Origin of the sequence: Cupriavidus basilensis OR16, assembly GCF_000243095.1 — a bacterium.
GTDB classification, from domain to species: domain Bacteria; phylum Pseudomonadota; class Gammaproteobacteria; order Burkholderiales; family Burkholderiaceae; genus Cupriavidus; species Cupriavidus basilensis_D.
This window is the reverse complement of sequence record NZ_AHJE01000029.1, coordinates 1-21,834: the sequence shown is the minus strand read 5'-3', so window position 1 is coordinate 21,834 and position 21,834 is coordinate 1. Positions and strand designations below refer to the sequence as shown.

The window sequence follows — 21,834 nt, the reverse complement described above, 5'->3', positions numbered from 1 at the left end:
GGTAGGGCCAGGGCATTGACGCTCGCCGCACCCATCCAGGGCGCCGCAAGCGAGCTTGCACATTCTAGCCGGCGGAGCGCGCCAGATCTGCCGAAGGCAGGTTCGCCGGGGAGGGGGGCGGACGTTGCACCCGCCACCTCGCCACTTGGTCTAGCTGCCTGTGGATCCACAGGCACCCTAACCATCAAGCAGGCCGCTTTGCCCCGCACTCGCCGCAGAACAAGTCATCCGCCGCCATGGCCGCATGGCAGCTGCCGCAGGCCGATGCCGCCGCTGCGGGCGCCACAACCTGCGCAATCGCCGGCACTGCAAGCTTGGCTTGCGGCGATGCCTTGGCCTCGCGCATGCGCTCGGCGGCACGGTCCCTCGCTTGCTCGGCCTGGCGCTTTGCCTGCGCCATGCGCTCTTTCAGCATTGCCTCCGAGTCCGAGAAGTCCATGCCGTTGACGGTCTGCAGATAGATCAGGCAAGTGCCATTGATAAAGGTCAGGAACGGGATCACCAAGGCAATGGTCAGCAGCAAGCCCGCGCCAAAGCCAAACGACTTGGTATAGGCCATGCCATCCTGTCGCCACGGCCATAGCCGCCGCCGTAGGCGCGCCCAAACGGATTGACGTCAGAGAACATCGCCAGCAGCGAGCTCATCGGGCTGGCACCCACCGCGCTCGACAGCGACGCCGACATGACGGCGCCATAGCCCAGGATGCCAAAGACCACGAATGACAGCACCACCACCAGTACCAGCAACAGAAACATGTTCACGATCACCTGCAGCAGTCGGTGACGGCCGATCTGCATCAGCCGCGCCACCGTCTGCACCGCCGTATTGCCCTCCCAGATCGCCGGTGCGGCCAGCGGGTAGCCCACGTACCCCAGGCCCGCGAACGTCGCGCCAATGACAACCGCCACCAGCGGAAACGCAAACGCGTACAACAGCGGGCCCAGGCCCGGGATCTTGCACAGCAGGAAGACCAGCAGCGCGCCCAGCAGCACCGCCAGGTAGCCCAGCAGCAGCAAGATGCCAACGCCAAGGAACCGGTGCGCGGTGAACACCGCCTGCAGCACCGCATCCACAAAGCCGATGGTGTGCCCCTGCGCCTGCCGCATCAGCGTGATGCCCACGGCGGAATACCCCACCAGCATCACCCCCAGCGTGACCAGGCCAAGCAACAGCCCCAGGAAGAAGCTATGCGCGATCGTATAAGTGGTGAGCATGCCCGCGATCAGCGTTGCCACGCCCGCCATGCCGCACATCGCCAATGCGCGCCAGTTGGTGATCGCCTCAGCCGCCCTGAGCAGCGCGTAGGAAGGCGCTGCAGCTTTTTCGTTTGTCGTCATGAACTTGTTTATCCGTATTGTTATCGGCTCTGCGGTTGCCTTAGTGATCAACGCAGTGATCGGCTCAGTGATCCAGCATGGCAACGGTGAGCGTATCGCCCACCCGCGCCAGTTGCAGCTGGTTTTCCCGGGTGATGCCCGGCTTGCCATTCAGCACCACCTGGCTCTTCAGGCGATAGGTGCCCTGCGGCGCGCCGGCCGGCAGCTTCAGCGTGAAGCTGTTGTCAAACTCACCGCTGCCCGGCGCCGAGCTGACGATCTTCTCGCCACGCTTGAATTCCTCTCCGGATGGCGCATAAACGGTCAGGATCTCCTTCACCTCCTGAACCGGCTCGTTGGTGCCAGACACCGCGCGGATCGTCGACTGCAGCTTGATCGCCTCGCCAGCCTTCACCGCACCGTTCGGTGTCACAACAGTGTTGTACGCATTCACCTCCGCAGTGCGCGGCAGGCGATTGCGGTTGCTCACCTTGTACTCGCGATCCACCTCCGCAGCGGTCTTGGTCTGCCGCGTGGCAACCTCGATCACCGCGCACGCAGCCAGGCCAGCAGCCGCGCCGCCAATGGCGCCTTTGGTGCCGCCAATCAATGCGCCCACAATGGCCCCGCCCGTGCCGAGCGCTGCGCAGCGCAGGACCGTGTCACTGCTGACGGTGCTTTCGCCGCCCTGGGTGGCGCAGCCGCTGGCCAGTAGCGCGCCAAGGGCCGCTACTAGAATCGTCTTCTGGAGTTTCATGATTCGCAGGTAGTTATTCGAGGGAGGTGTTGGAGCGCAGCGCTTCCATCTGCCTGGATTTGGCGTTGCTGATCAAAGTCTTGGCGGCGCGGTTGCCGGCATCGATAGCCAGGACGCTTTCGCCTGTGGCGATGGCCTTGTCGTATTGGCCTTTGGCGACGTGGCCTTTTGCCTTGCGTAGCAACTCGTCGATCTTTGCTTCCATGGGATCGACCTGGACAACCGGCTTGGCGGGTTTGGCCGGTGGCGCGGGCGCGGGGACGGGCGGCGCCATGGTGGCGAGCGGGGGCGGTTCCGGTGCGGGCGCGGGGCCGGGCGGCAGGGTGGCCGCCACCGGTGCGCTTGGCTCGGGCTGCGCTGGCTGCGCCGGAGGTTCTTGGGGCTGGACGGGCTGGGCGGGTTCGCTCGGCTGGGTTGCCACCTTGGTTTCAGCCGGCGATGCCGGCTGGGATGCTTGCACCTGCGTCGCTTGGTCGACCGGCGGGGTGGGTTGCTTGCCGCTGTACCACCAGAACAGGCCCCCTCCGGCGACAGCGACTGTTGCGGCGATGCTGGCGGCGATCAGCGCTTTCGACGTTTGTCGTGGTGCCGGCTCCGTGGTGCCTCGGGATGTCGGGGTATTGGTACCTTGCTCTACCGCCGGCGGCGATGCCGGTTGCGCTGGCGCTTCGTTCTTGGGAGGCTTGGGAGCGACGGGCTGAGGCACGTGCTCAGGCTCGACCTCGCTGGTGACGATGGTTTCGGCCGGTTCCGCTACCGATAGTCGGGCTGTATCTGGTGTTACATCGTTGACTTGGGGTACCCCTACTTGCGGAGGCTCGGCTGCCATCTCGGCGCAAGCCACGGGCTCTGGCATCTGCGTAGCCGAATGCTGCGGAGCGTCGTCAGCATGTACCGCTTCCACAATCGTCGGCCGTGTTCCGCATTTTCGGCAGAATTTTGCGCCAAGTATCAGTTCAGCGCCGCAGCCGCTGCAGCCTGCAGCGGCTACCGCCGGTGCTTGGGCTTTGACTGGCGTTCCGCAGGTTTTGCAGAAGCGGGCGCCGGTTGGCGTGCCGGTGCCGCAGTTTGTACAGCTTGTCATTCCATTCCCTTGGATATTGGTATATCGAGGCGCGGCTCTCTTGATGAGTATCCAAGCTTCGCCGGCTCACGAGGAGGTGGCGCTTGCGCGAGTTCGATCCATCGCAAAGGCAGGCAAGGAGGTTGGCGTAGCCGTCATCGGATGCCCGACTTCCACGCCTTAACGGAAGGTGGGCGTGTGTTCTAAACCCCACGTTGGAGGGGCGGGAAGTCCATTCAACGTAAATGCTGATTCCCGGCGCGCAAAGGGCTTGATGCGGGGGCGCTCACGTGGGGCGGGCTCATAGAAAGTCAACTGCGCTGAGGAAGAGCCGTTCGGTGGGATTAAAGTTCGCCCGGAGTCAGCCGTATGTCTGCAATCTGGTCCGTCTCACATAGCGTCCATATTGGGAGAGGCGAAAGCCGGTCAGGCAACGGCCGATAGGACGCTCGTACGCATAGCCCAATAGAGAAATATCGATGACAAGACCCATATTGACCCGCGCGCTGCTTTGCCGCTGGGTTGCTTCTGTATCTATCAGGTGAGGTGCCCAAGCCCGCGACAGTCGAGCGCGTACTCATCGTTGAGCCCGCCGAGACGGGCCCAAGAATGAAATTTGTCAACGGCATGTCGGTGATCGAATGCTCGATTCAGGGCGCTATTTCACCCGCGCTACTGCACCACGTACGTCCTGACATGGACGATGCGTCGATTGCGAACTGGTGACATCGCGTGTTCACGAGTGCACTGTGGAGCCTCCCCTTGGGTGGGAGCAGTCGCCAGCTCGAAAGGGTCGCGCGGCGGAAACGAACGAGCCAACCTTTTCGCGACCACGTCGTTCTTGTGGATCGAGAAGGCCGTCGCGCAGGGGGTTCGCCAGTTCTGGGGTTTTTTCAACCGGTGACCGGTTCGGGAAACCTGAAGGTCTGCAGTGGGTCGGCTGCTTCCGACCCGCAAGGGACGGTCGTCTACCTTACAGATGTTTCCTTAGTCAGCAATCGAACGAATAACCCTTGCCGGATTTCCACCGACAAGAGTATTCGGGGGGACGTCCTTGGTGACTACCGATCCTGCTGCGACAACCGAGTTCTCGCCTACGGTTACGCCGCCAATAATGGTCGCGCCGGCTGCGATCCAGACGTTTCTCTCAATCACGATGGGCTTTGCGATTACGCCGTTATGCCGCTTGGAAGGTTCAATGGGATGGCCGGATGTGATGATGCTCACGTTCGGCCCAATCATCACATCATCGGCAATGTCGAGTCCGCCAAGGTCATAGAAAGTGCAATTCTGATTTACGAAGACATTGCGCCCGATACTGATATCAACCCCGCCGGTCGTGTAGAACGGTGGTATCAATAAAAAGCTGTCATCCACCTTCTTACCGATGAGATCGCTGAACAAGGCACGGACTGCATCCGCATCGTTGAATGTCAACCGGTTGAGAGTGGCGGTGATCGCCATCGCTCGTTTGATGTCTGCTGACATGGCAGCTGATTCCGGCGTTCTCCTAGGAATTATTTTGGTGCGGTCATCATTCGCCATTCGTTTATTCCTTCGATAGCCAAGCGGTCGGTCCGATTGTCGACGATCTAGCCCTCTCTGTCGATTGACCGTACCTGGCCGGCAAGCGACCTCCGCTGGTCGGTTCCCCGTCGGCTTATGGCAACCATTTAGCGTTCCAACTAGTGTTCCGAGGCTGCGATCAGGCTTCCCTGCGTCTAGGAAGACGCCTTAGACTGGACAGCGGCATTTGTCGACGCGTCAATGTCCTTCCCAGAGCCATTAGAGCTTTGCGGCGGCGCGGCGGTACGAGGTGCAATGTTGCAATTTTGCAAGGCGGGCGCGCCTTTCCCTTGCGTCTCGGGAAAATGTGAGGCTAAACTCCTTCCCGTCAGTCTCCGCTAGGAGCTGAAGAGGTGCCAGCACGAGCTACTTGGCTGGTTCCCGTGTATGCCTTGTTAAGGGCGAGCGGGTTTCGAAGTTTCCGAAATCTTCCTGAACACAGGATCGCTCATGCCCTCGACTCTCGCGCGTCTGCGCGCTCGTGCCTTCCATCGTCAATCCGGTCGTTGCTTCTATTGCTGCTGCCCCATGTGGGAGCAATCCATGGGAGCGTTCGCAGCGACCTTCCATCTCTCCTGTCGGCAGGCTCGACACCTGCAATGCACAGCCGAGCATCTGCATGCCCGAGTCGATGGCGGTGGGAACTCCCAAAGCAACATTGTGGCCGCCTGCCGGCTTTGCAACGCCCGCCGACACCAGGGCAAAGCAGCGCGGGACGCTGCCCATCACAAGGAATACGTAGAGCGGCTCATGCACCGGAGACGGTGGCACGACCCCTGGGTCTTCGAGAAGCTGCTGCATTCAGTCGGGTCGGTGAACCCGCCGCCCGCCGCCGCCGTCGGCACCGATTGCGAATTCCACGCTTAGACTCCTTGGATCGCCCCGTCACGACCGCTTGGCTGCGGCCAGCGGCTGGACCTCTCCCGACCCATTTGCGTCGCTCGAGCTTGTATCACATCAATGGCTACTTCCAAAGCTAAACGGTCATTCGTCTGGCTTTGAAGCCGACCGACAAGGATTCATGTCGGTCGCTTGGGAAGTCGCCTTGAATCAGGAACAAGGGGGATCTCAACCCTGACCCCGGAACGCCTTGCCCATCGGCTTCACCCGAATTCCCGGAGCCAGCCGCGTCCACGGCAAATCAGCCGGATCCGCCGTCATTGGGCCGGGCGCCTTGGCGACGAGCACCGCGTGGGCGATGTCCTGGAAGTCGGCGCGGAAGTGCACCGAGCTCTTGTTGACGAGGATCTTCATAGCCTCCGGTTCAACGCCGCCCACGCGATAGAGATTGCGGTCGAGCATCTGCGCCTTGCCACCGCTCACCACGATCAGCACGCCATCGATGCGCAGGCAGGCTGCGGGACCAACGTCGGCGAGCATGCCGTTCATCATCGGGCCGTCATAGCGGCACACACCATCGGACAGCTTCATGACCTCGAAGCGCCCATTGAGCGGTTCGTCGCCTGGCACACCGGAGACGCCGCCGAGCGCCGCCTCGATGAACGCGCCGACGCCGGCGCGATGAGCCGCTGCTGCGGCTGCGGGGTCCCAGATCAAGCCGATCGCGGCGCCCTTTGCGCCGTTGCGCAGCAACGCGCGCAGCATGCCCGTTGTATTCGAATCGCCGCCCGCGCCGGGGTTGTCCTGCGTGTCGGCGATGATGACCGGCTTGTCGGCATCCTCGGACAGTCGCATGGCCTCGCGTACCGCCTCGTCGGGCGAGAGGAACGGCACCTGCCACGCGGCTTCATCCGCCAGCATCTTGTCGTAGAGGGCCCGTACTGCAGTGTCTGCCGACGTGGCATCGTCGCCATAGCCCCAGATCACCGGGCCGCATTCAGGGAAATCAGCCGCCGGAAAACCGGGCGCAAACGACAACGAGGCCACGCCGCCGGTCTCCAGCGCCGCGAGCTGCGCGTACATGCCGCGCGACGGTTCGAGCAGCGTGCACATGCCGTTGATCGGGATCAGGAACGGCAGTCGGCACGCGGCGCGATGCAGCGGGCGGCAACCCGCTGCCTGCCGGTCGAGCAGGCGCTGGATCAGCATGACCGCGCGTTCCCCAGTCTCGGCCATGTCCACATGTGGGTAGGTACGGTACGCGACCAGCGCGTCGGCCTCGCGCAGCATCCGCTCGGTCACGTTGGCGTGCAGGTCTAGCGACGCGACCAGGGGCACGGCCGGGCCGACCGCCGCGCGCACACGCTCGAGCAGCGTGCCTTCGCCGTCGTCGGTATGCTCGGCGACCATAGCGCCATGCAGGTCGAGGTACACCGCCTCGAAGCCGCCCTTGCGAACCGCCTCAACGATCTCGCCGGCAATGCGCTCGAAGGCGTCTTCGGTGACATGGGCCGACGGGCTTGCGCCCGCCCAGATCACCGGCAGCAGGGTCCAGCCACGCCTTTCGGCCGCGGTAATGAAGCCGCCCGCCGGAATATTGACGTCGCGTAACGCGAGCACGTCATCGCCGCGCACCATGGCGGGGAAGCCCTCGCCGCGCTCGAAGTTCGCGTAAGCAGCCTTCGATGGCGCAAACGTGTTCGTTTCGTGCTGAAAGCCGGCGATCAGAATGCGTGTTGCCAAGGTAGTGTCTCCAGGAATCGGTCGATGCGCCGGCGGCGCGGGTGGCATAACGCCGTGAATCGTGTTGATGTGCGTGCGGACCCGTGGGCCAGCGCCTTCAGGCTGTCGCCGATGCACGCCGGGGCGCGGGCAGCCGGTTCGCCACGAGCACCGTGGCGCCCGCGACCAGCAGGGCGGCCATGACCAGCAGTCCGGCTTCCATGCTGCCCGTCGCCGTGCGGATCGTGCCGATGATGGTCGGACTCAAGAAGCCGCCGATCAGGCCAATCGTATTGATCAGCGCGATGCCGCCCGCTGCCGCGTCGCCCTTGAAATATTGCGACGGAATCGCCCAGAACACCGTGTAAGCCGCCCACATCATCGCCGTGGCGATCGTCATGCAGAGCAGTGAGAGTGCGAGGTTGCCGCTTGCAACCGTCGCCGCAGCCAGCGCGACCGCGCCGAGCAACGCGGGCACCGCACTGTGGAAACGGCGCTCGCCGTAGCGGTCCGAATTGCGGCCGATGACGACCATCGCGATCGCGGCGCCGATGTATGGGATCATCGAATACAAGCCAATCTGCATGGTATCGGTCACGCCGTCAGCCTTGAGGATCGACGGCAGCCAGAAACTCACGGTGTAGATGCCGCAGATCATGGTGAAGTAGGCAAATGCCAGCAGGTACACGCGCGGGTCTCGCGCCACTTGCCCGAACGAGTGATGACTGCCGCCGGGCGTGTGCAGGTCCGCGGCGAGCATCCGCTTCTCGCTGTCGGTCAGCCATTTCGCGTCGGCCGGCTTGTCTGCCAGCACCTTGAGTGCGAGCACGCCGAGCAGCGCGCATGGCAGTCCTTCAACGACGAACATCCACTGCCAGCCGGCCAGGCCGTGTGCGCCGGAAAAGCCTGTCATCAGCCACGTCGACAGCGGCGAGCCGAAGATGCCGCCGATCGGTCCGGCGAGCATGACGATCGCCATCACCCCAGCCATGCGCCGCTGGCCGTACCAGTAAGTCAGGTAGAAGATCATGCCGGGCGCGAAGCCGGCCTCGAACGCGCCAAGCAGGAAGCGCAGCGCGTAGAACGTGGTCTCGTCATGGACGAACATCATGCTCGCCGAGGTCAGGCCCCACAGCACCATGATTCGGCTGATGGTCTTGCGCGCACCGAGCCTGGGCAGCAGAAGGTTGCTCGGGATCTCGAACAGGACGTAGCCGACGAAGAATATGCCTGCGCCGAGTCCGTAGACCGCATCGGAGAAACCCAGGTCGCTCTGCATGTGGAGCTTGGCGAACCCGATATTCACGCGATCGAGATAAGCGAATGTGTAGCACAGCAGCAGGAACGGCAGCAGGCGCCAGTTCAGCTTTCGGTACAGGGCCTGACGGGCCGGGCCGTCTTGCGCGGCCAGGGCTTGTGGGGACGGAATGGCGGACATGTCTCTCTCCCTTAGGGCGTACGTTTTCGATGCGGTGTCGATCGGTGGATATTCGGGCAGAAGAAAAAACAGAGCAAGAGCAACTTAAGTGAGATATTGTTGCCCCCAGGGCAACGCTTCACCTGTGCACCTGTGCACCTATGCACCTGTAGACCGGGATTCCGACATGCGCGAACTGAACCAGCGCCGCTTACGTTACTTCCATGAGGTACTCACGCACGGCTCTGTCCGTGGCGCGGCCGACAGCATCAACACGGCGCCGTCCGTCATCACGCGGCAGATCAGGTTGCTCGAAGAAGAGATCGGTGCGCCGCTGTTCGAGCGCCACGCACGCGGCGTGCAGCCGACCGAGGCCGCGGCGCACCTGCTCGAGTACTGGCGCGGCTGCCGCTCCCAGCAGGAACTGTTCGAAGACCGCCTGCATGCGCTGCGCGCGCTGCAACACGGCCAGGTGCGCATCGCCACCAGCGAAGGTTATGTCGACGGCCTGATGGACGAGGTACTCACCGATTTCTGCGCGCGCTATCCGAAGCTCGATGTGACCGTGGATATCCTCCCGGTCAACAACGTGCTCCAGGAAGTGGCCGATAGCCGCGCGGATATCGGCCTGGCCTATAACCCCCCGATGCATCCGGATATTGAGTACGTCGCCACGTCGTCGCAGCCGGTGGTGCTGCTCGTTCATGCCGGGCACCCGCTCGCCGTGCGGGGCGGGCCGGTTGAGGTGCGCGAACTCACCGAATATCCGCTCGCGCTGATGCCGCCTGCGTTCGGCCTCGGACAAGTCGTGCAGATGCTCGCCTACGCGGAGAACGTCCAGATCCGCCCGACGCTGACCACCAACTCACTCGCGGTGCTGCGCCACTTTGTCAAGCGCAACGACGGCATCACACTGATTGGCGCATTCGCTGCCTATCGCGAGCTGGAGGCGGGTGAGCTAGTCGCGCTGCCAATCGCGCATCCATTGTTCGAAGCGGCCAAGGCGCGGCTGCTGGTCAAGGCGGGACGACCGCTCGGCGTGGCAGCCGAAACGTTGTTGGGCTGCATCCTGCGGGATATGCCGATGTTCGCAAATGAGGGACGGTGCAAGGGAAAGGCGGCAGCACGCAGCAGGGCAGGCCAGCACCGCTCCAACGATCCGGGCGGGCCATGATCGCTCGATGGGCTTCAGAGGAGCCGACCGGATGGGTAGTTGGGATTCAACTATGCCGTTTGACTTTGCACAAACGGGGTAGCAATGCCATGGCTGACCGATCACCGATCACCGATCACCGATCGCCAGATTCGGCCGTTCAACGATAAACGACCGGATGACCGAAGCTGGGCGCAAGCGACCGCCCAGACCTGGCGGAGCTTCAACCGGGGCTTCTGCCCGGTAAGTTTGCCCCCAGTTTCAGGGCATACGATGACCGGTGGTCAAGTTCTCGGATTTCATGACAATCTCCTTCCAATCGAAGGGAGATCCAGTCTGCGCTACTTCGGGTGGTCGCTAACCGACCCGTTACCGCCAATCACCGTTGCTCTCGAGATGTCCGTTTCGCTGACGAAAACGGATGAATGACTGACTCGGATGGCATTTCGTGAGCCTCATTCGACCGTGATTTGAGGATCGCGTCAGCGAACTCAACGAACCCAGCACCGCCAGGACTATTTGTGATCCATTGGGGCGGAACAGGTAATTGTGGCAAATAATCGACTACGGTGCTCACACCGACCGTATGTTTGAAGAAGCGGAACATCGGCGCGTCGTTGGTTGAATCACCGGAATATGCGACCAATTGGGTCGCAGCCGCTGCGTCAATCTCAAACGTCTCGGCAAGCACGCGTAGCGACATCGATAGCTTGTCGTAGCCGCCGATCCAACCCAGTACCCAAAGGTTATTGATAGTTGCATCAGCGCCGGCACCGATGAGTGCATCGACAATTCGATCGTCCACTTCAGTACCGGTACGGCTGTACGCGAGACTGGTCAGTCGGAAGACTTGATCGTCTGCCGGTCGCGCTTGCGGTACAGCTCTCTCGACAATCTTTGAAATGACGTGAAGCCTCTTTCGTACATCTGCGAAGCCTTCCGATGGATGCCAGTAATGCCGCTCGACGCGGTGCCCGTCCGGACTGCGCCGGAGAAAAAGCCCGCCATTCTCTGCGATCACGCCGTCGACCGGCCACATGCGCGCCATCTGATCACACCATCCGGCGGGCGCGGCGGTTACAGGCACCACGCATATACCGTGGGTCTGCAACCGTTCGAGTGCCGTGTATGTGTCGGCGTGCAAGCGGCCTCGATAGGTCAATGTCTCATCCATGTCGGTGAGTACGAATCGGACCGTCGAGAATTGAAGGAGTGGCGCTAAGGATAGATTCAGCATGCTATCAATCATCGAATGAACGGCGTCAATTATGCCGATCGGCGAGAGGAGCGTTATGCCTATTTCGTGTTTGCTTATGTGTTCATGCCTTAAGCCGAAGTGAGCGATTCGGCGAGTTACCCAATGTCCGGTACCGTCTCGCGAACGGTCGTAGTGGGTCATCGATCCGTTAGCCATAGTTGGCCGGGCAGCGACCTCTGCCGGCCGGTCGGCTCGTCGCCACCCTGAGCGGCCTTTGAGCTTTCCCGAAAGCGGACACTGAAGGAGTGCTTCCCGATGGAGGCCTTCACCGCCTTCCTGATCCTTAGTCCTAACTGGCGGTAGCCGCTACATTTGCCCGCGCCGAGTGCAATTTTTTGTAGCTGTCAATCACGCGGTGGTGCCTGTCGAGCCCCTCCAATTTCATACTGGTTGGCGTCAAACCAAAGAAACGCACGCTGCCGTCCACTGAACCCAGCACCGCGTCCATCCGCGCATTGCCATACATCCGACGGAAGTTGACCGCGTAGTCGTCCAGGTTCAGGTCGTCATCCAACAGCACCTCCAGCACCACATTCAAGGCCTGGTAAAACAGTCCGCGCTCGACCGTGTTGTCGTTGTACTGCAAGAAGGCGCCCACCAGTTCGTGCGCCGCCTCAAATTGCTGCAAGGCGAGATGAATGAGCAGCTTCAACTCCAAGACTGTCAGCTGCCCCCAATCCGTATTCTCGTCAAATTCGATGCCGATCAGCGTGGCGATGTCGGCGTATTCATCGAGCTCACTGTTATCCAGGCGCTCAAGCAGGGCCTCCAGGCTTGCGTCGTCCAGGCAGTGCAAGTTCAAGATATCTGCGCGGAACGACAGTGCCTTGTTGGTGTTATCCCAGATCAAATCTTCTACAGGATAAACTTCCGAATAGCCCGGAACCAAAATCCGGCAAGCAACGGCGCCTAGCTGGTCATACACCGCCATGTACACCGCTTTACCCATGTCCTCAAGAATGCCAAGCAAGGTTGCCGCTTCCTCGGCATTGGAGTTCTCGCCCTGGGCAGAGAAATCCCACTCGACAAAATCGAAATTCGCCTTGGCGCTGAAAAAGCGCCACGACACCACGCCGCTGGAATCAATGAAGTGTTCAACAAAATTGTTCGGCTCTGTCACGGCGTTGCTGACAAAGGTGGGCTGTGGTAAATCGTTCAGGCCTTCAAAACTGCGACCCTGTAGCAATTCTGTCAGACTCCGTTCCAGCGCCACCTCGAGGCTTGGGTGCGCGCCGAAAGAAGCAAAGACACCGCCGGTTCGTGGGTTCATCAAGGTGACGCACATCACCGGATAAATTCCACCCAACGAAGCATCCTTCACCAATATCGGAAAGCCTTGCTCTTCCAGCCCCTGAATGCCAGCCAGAATGCCAGGGTATTTCGCCAGCACTTCATGGGGCACATCAGGTAGTGCCAATTCGCCCTCCAGAATTTCGCGCTTTACTGCCCGTTCGAAAATCTCGGACAAGCATTGCACTTGCGCTTCGGCCAGTGTATTGCCGGCACTCATGCCATTGCTGGCGTAGAGGTTTTCGACCAGATTGGAGGGGAAATACACCACCTCGCCGTCCGACTGCCGTACAAACGGCAGCGAACAGATACCGCGCTGAACATTTCCCGAGTTGGTTTCATACAGGTGCGAGCCACGTAACTCGCCATCGGGATTGTAAATGGGCAGGCAGTATTCATCCAGAATTTCAGCCGGTAGCGCATCTTTACGTCCAGGCTTGAACCAGCGCTCGTTCGGGTAATGTAAAAACGCCGCATTGGCGAGGTCTTCTCCCCAAAACGTACCCACATAAAAATGGTTGCAATTCAGGCGCTCGATAAATTCTCCCAACGCCGATGCCAACGCGCTTTCCTTGGTCGCGCCCTTGCCATTGGTAAAACACATTGGCGAGTGTGCATCACGGATATGCAGCGACCAGACATTGGGAACGATATTGCGCCATGAAGCGATTTCAATCTTCATCCCCAAGCCCGCCAAAATTTCCGACATATTGGCGATAGTTTGCTCCAATGGCAGATCCTTGCCCGCAATATAGGTGCTGGCGTCAGACGCCGGCTTCAACGTCAGCAACGACTGAGCATCGGCATCTAAGTTCTCTACCTCTTCGATCACAAACTCGGGTCCGGCTTGCACCACTTTTTTTACCGTGCAGCGATCGATGGAGCGCAAAATACCCTGGCGGTCTTTGTCAGAAATATCCGTCGGCAACTCGACTTGAATCTTGAAAATCTGCTGATATCGGTTTTCCGGATCAACAATATTATTCTGCGACAGGCGGATATTTTCGGTCGGAATGTTGCGAGTTACGCAGTACAACTTAACAAAATAAGCCGCGCACAATGCCGATGAGGCCAGAAAATAATCGAACGGGCCAGGTGCGGAGCCATCGCCCTTATAGCGGATAGGCTGGTCGGCTATCACCGTGAAGTCATCAAACTTGGCTTCAAGACGTAGCTTATCGAGAAAGTTGACCTTAATTTCCATGGCGGAATTCCAATAATGGTGCTCAAAATGATGCGGCCGCTATTGTCCGACGCCGCGCTGGTGCATTGTAATATATCGATGCTTTCTACAAGTGCCGTCGCATACGGATAATTTGATAGGCGAACGCCAATTGCGCAGGACGTGGCTGGAACGTCACGCCATGGCGATATCCAGGGCAGCACCAGGGTGCTGCCCACTTGGAGGTGCCTTATTAGTCGTTGGGACGGAATGTGATGATGAAGCTGTCCGGCCCCTTGCCGTTCTCATCGCGCGGGAACGGGTCGGAACGCGCCAACACGCGCAGCGCGGCGTTGTCCCAGCCCGCGCCGCCACTTGACATGGACAGGCGCGCCGACAGCCGCGAGCCATCCGCCGCCAGCCGCACCGACACCAGCGCGCTCGGGTTGTCCGCGATGTCCTCGGGAACGACGATGTTCGCCTTGACGCGTTGAAGCACACGATCCGAGTACAACGCCCGCCAGGGCGGTATATCTCAGGCGATGACCTTCTGCTCCGCGGCAGCCTGCTCGCGCATGCGACGGGCTTCGTCGCTCAGGAACTTCTGGTAATCGTCCAGATCGCCGTCGAAGGGCTCGACGCCGCCCTTGGTGACCAGCCAGAACTCGTCACAGACGGCGCGCAGGAGGGCCCGGTCGTGACTGACCAGCATCACCGTGCCTTCGAATTCGTTGAGCGCCATGGCTAGCGCTTCGCGTGTGGCCAAGTCGAGGTGGTTGGTAGGCTCGTCGAGCAGCAGCAGGTTGGGGCGCTGCCACACGATCATGCACAACACGAGCCGCGCCTTTTCGCCGCCGCTCATCGTGCCAACCGCCTGATGGACCATGTCGCCGCTGAAGCTGAATGTGCCGAGGAAGGTGCGAAGCGATTGTTCGGTGCCACTCTGGCCGGGGGCGCGCATGTGCGCCGGCGTGTCCTTGGCAAGGCGGATCATGTGCTCCATCGGCGTGTCGAGCGGGCGCAGCACGTCGAGTTCCTGCTGTGCGAAGTAGCCGATATTCAGGCCTTTGCCTTCGCTGATTTCGCCGGCAATCGGCGCCAGCGCGTGCGCCACCGTCTTCACCAGCGTGGACTTGCCTTGGCCGTTGGCACCAAGAATGCCGATGCGCTGCCCGGCCAGCACGGAACGGTTGATGCCCCGCACGATGACCGTGGGCGGCGTGCCCGGCAGTGCGTCGGCCGGCGCGGGGTAGCCGAAGCTCGCGTCCAGCATCGACAACAGCGGGTTCGGGACGTTGAGGGGCTCCTTGAACTCGAAGGTGAACTCCGCATCGGCAAGCACCGGTGCGATCTTCTCCATGCGTTCGAGCGCCTTGACCCGGCTCTGCGCCTGCTTCGCCTTCGAGGCCTTGGCCTTGAAACGGTCGATGAACTTCTGCAGGTGGGCGATCTTTTCCACCTGCTTGGCCATCGCGGCCTGCTGCAACACGAGCTGCTCAGCGCGCATGTCTTCGAACTTGCTGTAGTTGCCGCCATAACGCACGAGCTTGGCGTTGTCGACGTGCACCGTCACCTGCGTCACCGCGTCGAGGAATTCGCGGTCGTGGCTGATCATTACCAGGGTTCCTGGATAGCGCTTGAGCCAGGCTTCCAGCCAGACCAGCGCGTCGAGGTCGAGGTGATTGGTTGGCTCGTCGAGCAGCAGCAGGTCGGACGGGCACATCAGCGCCTGCGCCAGGTTCAGCCGCATGCGCCAGCCGCCGGAGAACGAGGCCACCGGCTGCGACACCTGCGCCAGCGTAAAGCCCAGCCCCAGCAGCAAGGCCTCCGCGCGTGCCGGCGCGGTATAGCCGTCGGCATCGGCAAAGGCGGCGTGGGCTTCGCCCTCGGCGCTGCCATCGCCGCTGGCCTGGGCCGCGGCGATGCGCGCTTCGATGTCGCGCAGCCGGGTATCGCCGTCGATCGTGTATTCCACCGCACTGCGCATGACCGCGGGAGTTTCCTGCGCCACGTGGGCAGTACGCCACTGCGGCGGGATGGCCACGTCGCCGCCGTCCGCCAGCAATTCGCCGCGCAACATGGCGAACAGCGTCGACTTGCCGCTGCCGTTGGCACCGACAAGGCCGACGCGCTCGCCGGGGTTCAGCGTCACGCTGGTGTGGTCGAACAGCACCTTGGTGCCGCGCTGGAGGACTAGCTGGTCGATTCGGATCACGGGAGGGGAAAGGCTGAAGAAAGCTGCGGGTCTGGGGCGGTTGCCCTTGTGGCCCTAACCGGCCCCGGCATGGCACGGGGCAACCCGGCATTGTAGCCGCTTCGCATGGCGGTGCCCCCGGAACGCCAGGCAAATGGCGCATGGCCGTCTTCGTACTCGATGCGCCTAGGTGAAAACCCTTGGGCTGGTAAAACTCTATTTTCATGGCACGCGGTTTGCGTGTAAATTTATTTACATCGATGCGCGCCGGATGAAAAGGATGTTTACCGCCGCGCATCTCCGACCCACCCAATGCATGCGCCATGACCCACGGTAACGGTACCCACGGCTCGTCCGGAAAAAACGGCGGCAACGGCAGCAACGGCAGCGCTTCGATTGCCGAGCGCATCGCCCGGGCCTTGCCCACGCTCACGCCGGCGCACCAGCGCATGGCGGAGTACGTGCTGGGCAATCCGTTCCGCGCCGCCACCATGCGCATTGACGAATTCGCCGATGCCGTGGCGGTATCGGTGGCCACGGCGAACCGCTTCGCGCATGCGCTGGGCTTCGAAGGCTTCCCGCAGTTCCGCGCCGAACTGGTGCGCGGATTCGAGGCCACGCTTGCACCAGTTGAGAAATTGCGCACCGAACTGGCGCGTCCCGCCACGGTGGCGGAAGTGTTTGCCGCGTCGCTGGAAGAGGATGTGCGCAACCTCGAAGCCTCGCGGCGCGCGCTCGATGCCGAGACCTGCGAGCGCGCGGTGGAGGCCATCCTGGCGGCGGAGCGCATCTTCGTGGTGGGCTTCGGCGCCAGCGGCTTCCTGGCTGGGTTGCTGCAGCACGGGCTGGATATGTCTTGCCGCACCGTGATCTCGGTCTCGGGCGCGGGCGGTGCGTCCACCGCGGCGCGCCAGTTGTTCAAGCTGCAGCCGCGCGACTTGCTGATCGTGATTGGTTTCCCGCGCTATGTGTATGACACCGTGACCATCGCCAAGCGGGCCCGCTCGCATGGCGCGCGCATCCTGGCCCTGACCGACGGGCCCACTTCGCCGCTGGCGCCGCTGGCCGATATCGCCCTGTACGCCCAGGCCGGGCGTCAGCTCTCCGCCAACTCGGATGCGGCCGTGCTGGCCTTTATCGAGGCGCTGTGCGGCGCGGTGGCGTATCGCGCCGCGCATGCGGTCAAGGCCGCCGCCGAGATGACCGAGTTCCTGCTGCCGTGGCTGCACGGCGCGCCCCCGGACAAGGGCGGGACGCGCGTGAGCCGCGCCACGACGAAGCGGCCGAAGGCCGCGCCAAGGCCGCCGCGGCACGCCGCAAAAAAACCTCCCCGAACGCATCGTGAACCTCATGAACACCCCAGTCATTGCTATCCACGGCGGCGCCGGCACCATCACCCGTGCCGCCATGAGCCCCGCGAAGGAAGCTGAATACACCGCCGCGCTGAGCGCCGTGCTTGAAGCCGGCCAGCGCGTGCTGGCCGATGGCGGCAGCGCGCTCGATGCCGTCACCGAGGCCGTGCGCCTGCTGGAGGATTGCCCGCTGTTCAATGCCGGCCGCGGCTCGGTGCTGACCCACGCCGGCACCTACGAGCTGGACGCCGCGATCATGGACGGCGCCACGCTCGGCGCCGGCGCGGTGGCTTGCGTCAAGCACCTGCGCAACCCGGTGCTGGCCGCGCGCGCGGTGATGGAGAAGAGCCAGCACGTGCTGTTTGCCGGCGAGGGCGCAGAGGCCTTCGCGCAAGCGCAGGGCCTGGCGCTGGTGACACCCGACTACTATTTCACGCAGGCGCGCACCGATCAGTGGGAGCGCGCCCGCGCCGCCAGCGGCACGACCCTGCTGGACCACGACGCTGCCACGCTCGTCGCCGAGCCCATTGACCCGGACACCAAGTTCGGCACCGTAGGCGCGGTGGCGGTCGATGCGCAGGGGCACCTGGCCGCCGCGACTTCCACCGGCGGGGTGACCAACAAGCTGGTGGGCCGGGTGGGCGATACGCCCATCGTCGGCGCCGGCTGCTTTGCCGACGACGTGGCGGCGGTGTCCGCCACCGGCACCGGCGAAATGTTCATCCGCACCGTGGCCGCGTACGACGTGGCGGCGCAGATGCGTTACGCGGGCTTGCCCCTGGAAGAAGCCGCGCGCCGCGTGGTGATGGAAAAGCTGCCAGCCATCGAAGGGCGCGGCGGCCTCATTGCCGTGGACCGCGATGGCAATGTCACGCTGCCGTTCAATACCGAAGGCATGTACCGCGGTTTTGCCCGGGTGGGCGAGCCGGTCAATGTGTGGATCTACGGCTGAGCGTGCGCGCGTACGGCAGCGGGATCCGCATAGCAAGCAAAGCATCAAGCAAAGCATCAACCTAGGCACTAAAGGGGGCCCAGTGGCTGCATCCTCGTCCCAGTCGACCATCGTCCTGCCACCACAACGGGTGGTAGCCGTCAACGATCTCACCGTGCGTTTCTCCACCTCGGAGCGCACGGTGGAAGCCGTGCGCAACCTGTCCTTTCACGTCGATCGCGGCGAGACGCTTGCCGTGGTGGGCGAGTCGGGATCGGGCAAGTCGGTTACCTCGCTTGCGCTGATGCGCCTGGTGGAGCACGGCGGCGGCAAGATCGCCACCGGCAGCATGGCGCTGCGCCGGCGCAACGGCCAGGTGCTCGATCTCGCCACCGCCGACGGCGCGGCCATGCGCCGCGTGCGCGGCAGCGACGTGGCAATGATTTTCCAGGAGCCGATGACCTCGCTCAATCCGGTATTCCCGGTGGGCGAGCAGATTGCTGAATCGATCCGCCTGCACCAGGGCAAGAGCCGCGCCGAGGCGCGTGCCGAAGCCCTGCGCATGCTGGAGATCGTGCGCATTCCCGAGGCGCGCCGTGTGCTGGACCGCTTCCCGCACCAGCTCTCCGGCGGCATGCGCCAGCGCGTGATGATCGCCATGGCGCTGTCGTGCAAGCCGGCGCTGCTGATCGCCGACGAGCCCACCACGGCGCTCGACGTCACCATCCAGGCCGAGATCCTGCAACTGATCCGCAACCTGCAGTCCGAGATGGATATGGCCGTGGTGTTCATCACCCACGACATGGGCGTGGTGGCCGAGGTGGCCGACCGCGTGCTGGTGATGTACCGCGGCGAGAAGGTCGAGGAGGGCACCTCCGAGCAGGTCTTCGGCAAGCCTGCGCATCCTTACACCCGCGCGCTGCTGTCCGCGGTGCCCAAGCTGGGCGCCATGCGTGGCACCGACTGGCCGGCCAAGTTCCCGCTGGTGCAGCTCGACCAGGGCGAGCCCGTGGCGCCGGTGCCGCAGGATACGGTGGCGGTGGACGCCTCGCCGATCCTGCGCGTGCGTGACCTGGTGACCCGCTTCGACGTGCCGGGCGGCCTGCTGGGCCGCGTGGCGCGCCGCGTGCATGCGGTCGAGCGCGTGAGCTTTGACCTCTACCCCGGCGAGACGCTGGCGCTGGTGGGCGAATCGGGCTGCGGCAAGTCCACCACCGGGCGCTCGCTGCTGCGCCTGGTCGACAGCCAGAGCGGCACCATCGAGTTCAATGGGCAGGACATCAGCCAGATGCGCGGCGGCGCCTTGCAGACCCTGCGCCGCAATATCCAGTTCATCTTCCAGGATCCGTTTGCCTCGCTTGACCCGCGCGTGCCGGTGGGCTACTCCATCATGGAGCCGCTGCTGGTGCACAAGGTGGCCAGCGCGAAGGAGGCCGAGCAGCGCGTGGCCTGGCTGCTGGAAAAGGTGGGCCTGTCGGCCGCGCACGCATCGCGCTACCCGCACGAGTTCTCGGGCGGCCAGCGCCAGCGCATCTGCATCGCGCGTGCCCTCGCCTTGAACCCGAAGGTGGTGGTGGCCGATGAATCGGTCTCCGCGCTCGACGTTTCCATCCAGGCGCAGATCGTCAACCTGATGCTTGACCTGCAGCGCGAGATGGGCATCGCTTTCCTGTTCATTTCGCACGACATGGCGGTGGTGGAGCGCGTGAGCCACCGCGTGGCGGTGATGTACCTGGGCCAGATCGTCGAGATCGGCCCGCGTCGCGCCATCTTTGAAAACCCGCAGCACCCTTACACCAAGAAGCTGATGTCGGCGGTGCCCATCGCCGATCCGGCGCGCCGCCACCTCAAGCGCGAGCCGCTTTCCGACGAGATGCCGAGCCCGATCCGCGCGCTCGGCGACGAGCCGCTGGTGCAGCCCCTGGTTGCCGTTGGCGGCAACGCCGCATCCCATCATTTCGTAGCCCGGCACGCCATTGGCGGCGCCTACTGAACCGAAGAAACCCAAGGAGAATCGATGATGACCCGTTTGGCCCCTTCCAAGTTGATCGCCGGCGGCCTGGCCCTGGCCGCGCTCGGCGCAGGCCCCGCCTTTGCCGCCAAGGATGCCGTGATGGCGGTGTACTCCACCTTCACCACGCTCGACCCGTACGACGCCAACGACACGCTGTCGCAAGCCGCCACCAAGTCCTTCTACCAGGGCCTGTTCGGCTTCGACAAGGACATGAAGCTGATCAACGTGCTGGCCGAGAGCTATGAAGCCAGCAAGGACGGCCTGACGTACACCATCAAGCTGAAGAAGAACGTGAAGTTCCACGACGGCACCACCTTCGATGCCGCCGCCGTCAAGGCCAACTTCGACCGCGTGACCAACCCGGCCAACAAGCTCAAGCGCTACACGCTGTTCAACCGCGTGGCCAAGACCGAAGTGGTCGACGCCAACACCGTCAAGGTCACGCTGAAGGAGCCGTTCTCGCCGTTCATCAATGTGCTGGCCCACCCTTCGGCCGTGATGATCTCGCCCGCCGCGCTGCAGAAGTACGGCAAGGACATCGCCTTCCACCCGGTCGGCACCGGTCCGTTCGAGTTCGTCGAGTGGAAGCAGCCCGATCACCTGAAGGGCAAGAAGTTCGCCGGTTTCTGGAAGACCGGCTATCCCAAGATCGACACCATCACCTGGAAGCCGGTGGTGGACAACAACACCCGCGCCGCCATCATGCAGACCGGCGAAGCGGACTTTGCCTTCAGCATCCCGTTCGAACAGGCCGCGGTGCTCAAGGGCAGTGCCAAGGTGGACCTGATCGCCTCGCCCTCGATCATCCAGCGCTACCTGAGCATGAACACCATGGTCAAGCCGTTCAACGACCCCAAGGTGCGCCAGGCCATCAACTACGCCATCAACAAGGACGCGCTGGCCAAGGTACTCGCGCGCTGCTCAAGGAAGCCGGCTACCCGAACGGCTTCGAGACCACGCTGTGGTCCGCGTACAACCACACCACCGCGCAGAAGGTGATCCAGTTCGTGCAGCAGCAGTTGCAGCAGGTCGGCATCAAGGCGACCGTGCAAGCGCTCGAAGCCGGCCAGCGCGTCGAGAAGGTCGAGAGCGTGCAGAAGCCGGAAGACGCTGGCGTGCGCATCTACTACGTGGGCTGGTCGTCGTCGACCGGTGAATCCGACTGGGCGCTGCGTCCGCTGCTGGCTTCGGAATCGATGCCGCCCAAGTTGCTGAACACCGCGTACTACAAGAACGACCAGGTCGACGCCGACATCGCCGGCGCCCTGCGTACCACCGACCGCGGCGAAAAGGCCCGTCTGTACAAGGATGCACAGGAGCACATCTGGAAGGATGCGCCCTGGGCGTTCCTGGTCACCGAGAAGGTGCTGTACGCGCGCAGCAAGCGCCTGACCGGCGCCTATGTGATGCCCGACGGCTCGTTCAGCTTCGACGACATCGACATCAAGCAGTAAGCGCGCTGGCTTGACGCGTGGCGCGTCCCGCAAGCAGGCGCCACGCTCCCTCAGCCATCGCTTGGCGGTACAGCGCAGTAAGCCGTGCAAGGCCGCCTGCCCACAGATGCGGGGGCAGGGCGGGCGGCCCGCGGTCTTTAATCATCCGGTGCTTCATGCTGAATTACTTTCTCAAACGATTCCTGGGCGTGATCCCCACATTGCTGATCGTGGCAGTGCTGGTGTTCCTGTTCGTCCACCTGTTGCCCGGCGATCCCGCCCGGCTCGCGGCCGGCCCCGAGGCCGACCAGACCACGGTGGAGCTGGTGCGCCGCGATCTTGGCCTGGACAAGCCGCTGCCTGAG

The 21,834-nt window shown here is 62.9% G+C and carries 16 protein-coding genes and 3 pseudogenes; 7 read left to right on the top strand and 12 right to left on the bottom strand.

The genetic code is table 11. From position 1 onward, the window contains the following. Positions 1 to 184 precede the first annotated feature (184 nt). The 6 genes and pseudogenes from OR16_RS45615 to OR16_RS11530 form a co-directional block, all read right to left on the bottom strand. Positions 185 to 559: a DUF883 domain-containing protein gene (locus tag OR16_RS45615; protein ID WP_043419371.1), complete on the bottom strand. Its 375-nt coding sequence runs from the start codon at positions 557 to 559 to the stop codon at positions 185 to 187. Beyond that, positions 514 to 1,338, bottom strand: coding sequence for a hypothetical protein (locus OR16_RS11545; protein WP_043419369.1), 825 nt, complete (start codon positions 1,336 to 1,338; stop codon positions 514 to 516). Before OR16_RS11545 ends, OR16_RS45615 begins: the two co-directional genes overlap by 46 nt. 64 nt (positions 1,339 to 1,402) lie before the next feature. After that, a complete protein-coding gene (locus OR16_RS11540) occupies positions 1,403 to 2,074 on the bottom strand; it encodes a hypothetical protein (protein ID WP_006158143.1) in 672 nt (223 codons plus the stop codon). Between the two features lie 13 nt (positions 2,075 to 2,087). Continuing rightward, positions 2,088 to 2,408, bottom strand: a complete 321-nt coding sequence (locus OR16_RS45610; protein WP_006158142.1) for a hypothetical protein — start codon at positions 2,406 to 2,408, stop codon at positions 2,088 to 2,090. A 597-nt stretch (positions 2,409 to 3,005) separates the two neighbouring features. Next, positions 3,006 to 3,158: pseudogene (locus OR16_RS48195) on the bottom strand (double zinc ribbon domain-containing protein); the annotation flags it as partial. 966 nt (positions 3,159 to 4,124) lie between these two features. Next, positions 4,125 to 4,682, bottom strand: coding sequence for a sugar O-acetyltransferase (locus OR16_RS11530; protein ID WP_006158141.1), 558 nt, complete (start codon positions 4,680 to 4,682; stop codon positions 4,125 to 4,127). A gap of 471 nt (positions 4,683 to 5,153) precedes the next feature. On the opposite strand from OR16_RS11530, the gene OR16_RS41160 reads away from it, so the two are divergent. After that, positions 5,154 to 5,570: an HNH endonuclease gene (locus OR16_RS41160; RefSeq protein ID WP_006158140.1), complete on the top strand. Its 417-nt coding sequence runs from the start codon at positions 5,154 to 5,156 to the stop codon at positions 5,568 to 5,570. 201 nt (positions 5,571 to 5,771) lie between these two features. On the opposite strand, the gene OR16_RS11520 is transcribed toward OR16_RS41160, so the two are convergent. Both OR16_RS11520 and OR16_RS11515 read right to left on the bottom strand, forming a co-directional pair. Next, on the bottom strand, positions 5,772 to 7,286 hold the full coding sequence (locus OR16_RS11520; protein ID WP_006158139.1) for a M81 family metallopeptidase: 1,515 nt from the start codon (positions 7,284 to 7,286) through the stop codon (positions 5,772 to 5,774). Positions 7,287 to 7,383: 97 nt separating this feature from the next. Then, a complete protein-coding gene (locus OR16_RS11515; protein ID WP_006158138.1) occupies positions 7,384 to 8,703 on the bottom strand; it encodes an MFS transporter in 1,320 nt (439 codons plus the stop codon). 166 nt (positions 8,704 to 8,869) lie between these two features. Between OR16_RS11515 and OR16_RS11510 the strand changes: the two genes are divergently transcribed. Next, entirely contained in the window at positions 8,870 to 9,856 is a 987-nt protein-coding gene (locus OR16_RS11510; protein ID WP_006158137.1) for a LysR family transcriptional regulator, read from the top strand. 358 nt (positions 9,857 to 10,214) lie between these two features. On the opposite strand, the gene OR16_RS11505 is transcribed toward OR16_RS11510, so the two are convergent. From OR16_RS11505 to OR16_RS11490, 4 genes are all read right to left on the bottom strand, one after another. Then, complete coding sequence (locus tag OR16_RS11505; protein WP_081488756.1) at positions 10,215 to 11,072, bottom strand: HAD-IIB family hydrolase; 858 nt, start codon at positions 11,070 to 11,072, stop codon at positions 10,215 to 10,217. Between the two features lie 310 nt (positions 11,073 to 11,382). Further along, positions 11,383 to 13,587, bottom strand: a complete 2,205-nt coding sequence (locus OR16_RS11500) for an OsmC domain/YcaO domain-containing protein (protein ID WP_006158135.1) — start codon at positions 13,585 to 13,587, stop codon at positions 11,383 to 11,385. A 211-nt stretch (positions 13,588 to 13,798) separates the two neighbouring features. Next, on the bottom strand, positions 13,799 to 14,044 hold the full coding sequence (locus OR16_RS11495; protein WP_081488755.1) for an energy transducer TonB: 246 nt from the start codon (positions 14,042 to 14,044) through the stop codon (positions 13,799 to 13,801). A gap of 36 nt (positions 14,045 to 14,080) precedes the next feature. Beyond that, on the bottom strand, positions 14,081 to 15,760 hold the full coding sequence (locus tag OR16_RS11490; protein WP_006158133.1) for an ABC-F family ATP-binding cassette domain-containing protein: 1,680 nt from the start codon (positions 15,758 to 15,760) through the stop codon (positions 14,081 to 14,083). A gap of 302 nt (positions 15,761 to 16,062) precedes the next feature. Between OR16_RS11490 and OR16_RS11485 the strand changes: the two genes are divergently transcribed. The 5 genes and pseudogenes from OR16_RS11485 to OR16_RS11465 form a co-directional block, all read left to right on the top strand. Beyond that, the gene (locus OR16_RS11485) at positions 16,063 to 17,169 is read left to right on the top strand and encodes a MurR/RpiR family transcriptional regulator (protein ID WP_006158132.1); all 1,107 of its coding nucleotides are present in this window, start codon (positions 16,063 to 16,065) and stop codon (positions 17,167 to 17,169) included. Beyond that, positions 17,090 to 18,043, top strand: coding sequence for an isoaspartyl peptidase/L-asparaginase family protein (locus OR16_RS11480; RefSeq protein WP_006158131.1), 954 nt, complete (start codon positions 17,090 to 17,092; stop codon positions 18,041 to 18,043). Before OR16_RS11485 ends, OR16_RS11480 begins: the two co-directional genes overlap by 80 nt. 82 nt (positions 18,044 to 18,125) lie before the next feature. Beyond that, complete coding sequence (locus OR16_RS11475) at positions 18,126 to 20,015, top strand: dipeptide ABC transporter ATP-binding protein (protein ID WP_006158130.1); 1,890 nt, start codon at positions 18,126 to 18,128, stop codon at positions 20,013 to 20,015. A 24-nt stretch (positions 20,016 to 20,039) separates the two neighbouring features. Further along, positions 20,040 to 21,490, top strand: a pseudogene (locus tag OR16_RS11470) (ABC transporter substrate-binding protein). Positions 21,491 to 21,645: 155 nt separating this feature from the next. Then, positions 21,646 to 21,834: pseudogene (locus OR16_RS11465) on the top strand (glutathione ABC transporter permease GsiC); the annotation flags it as partial.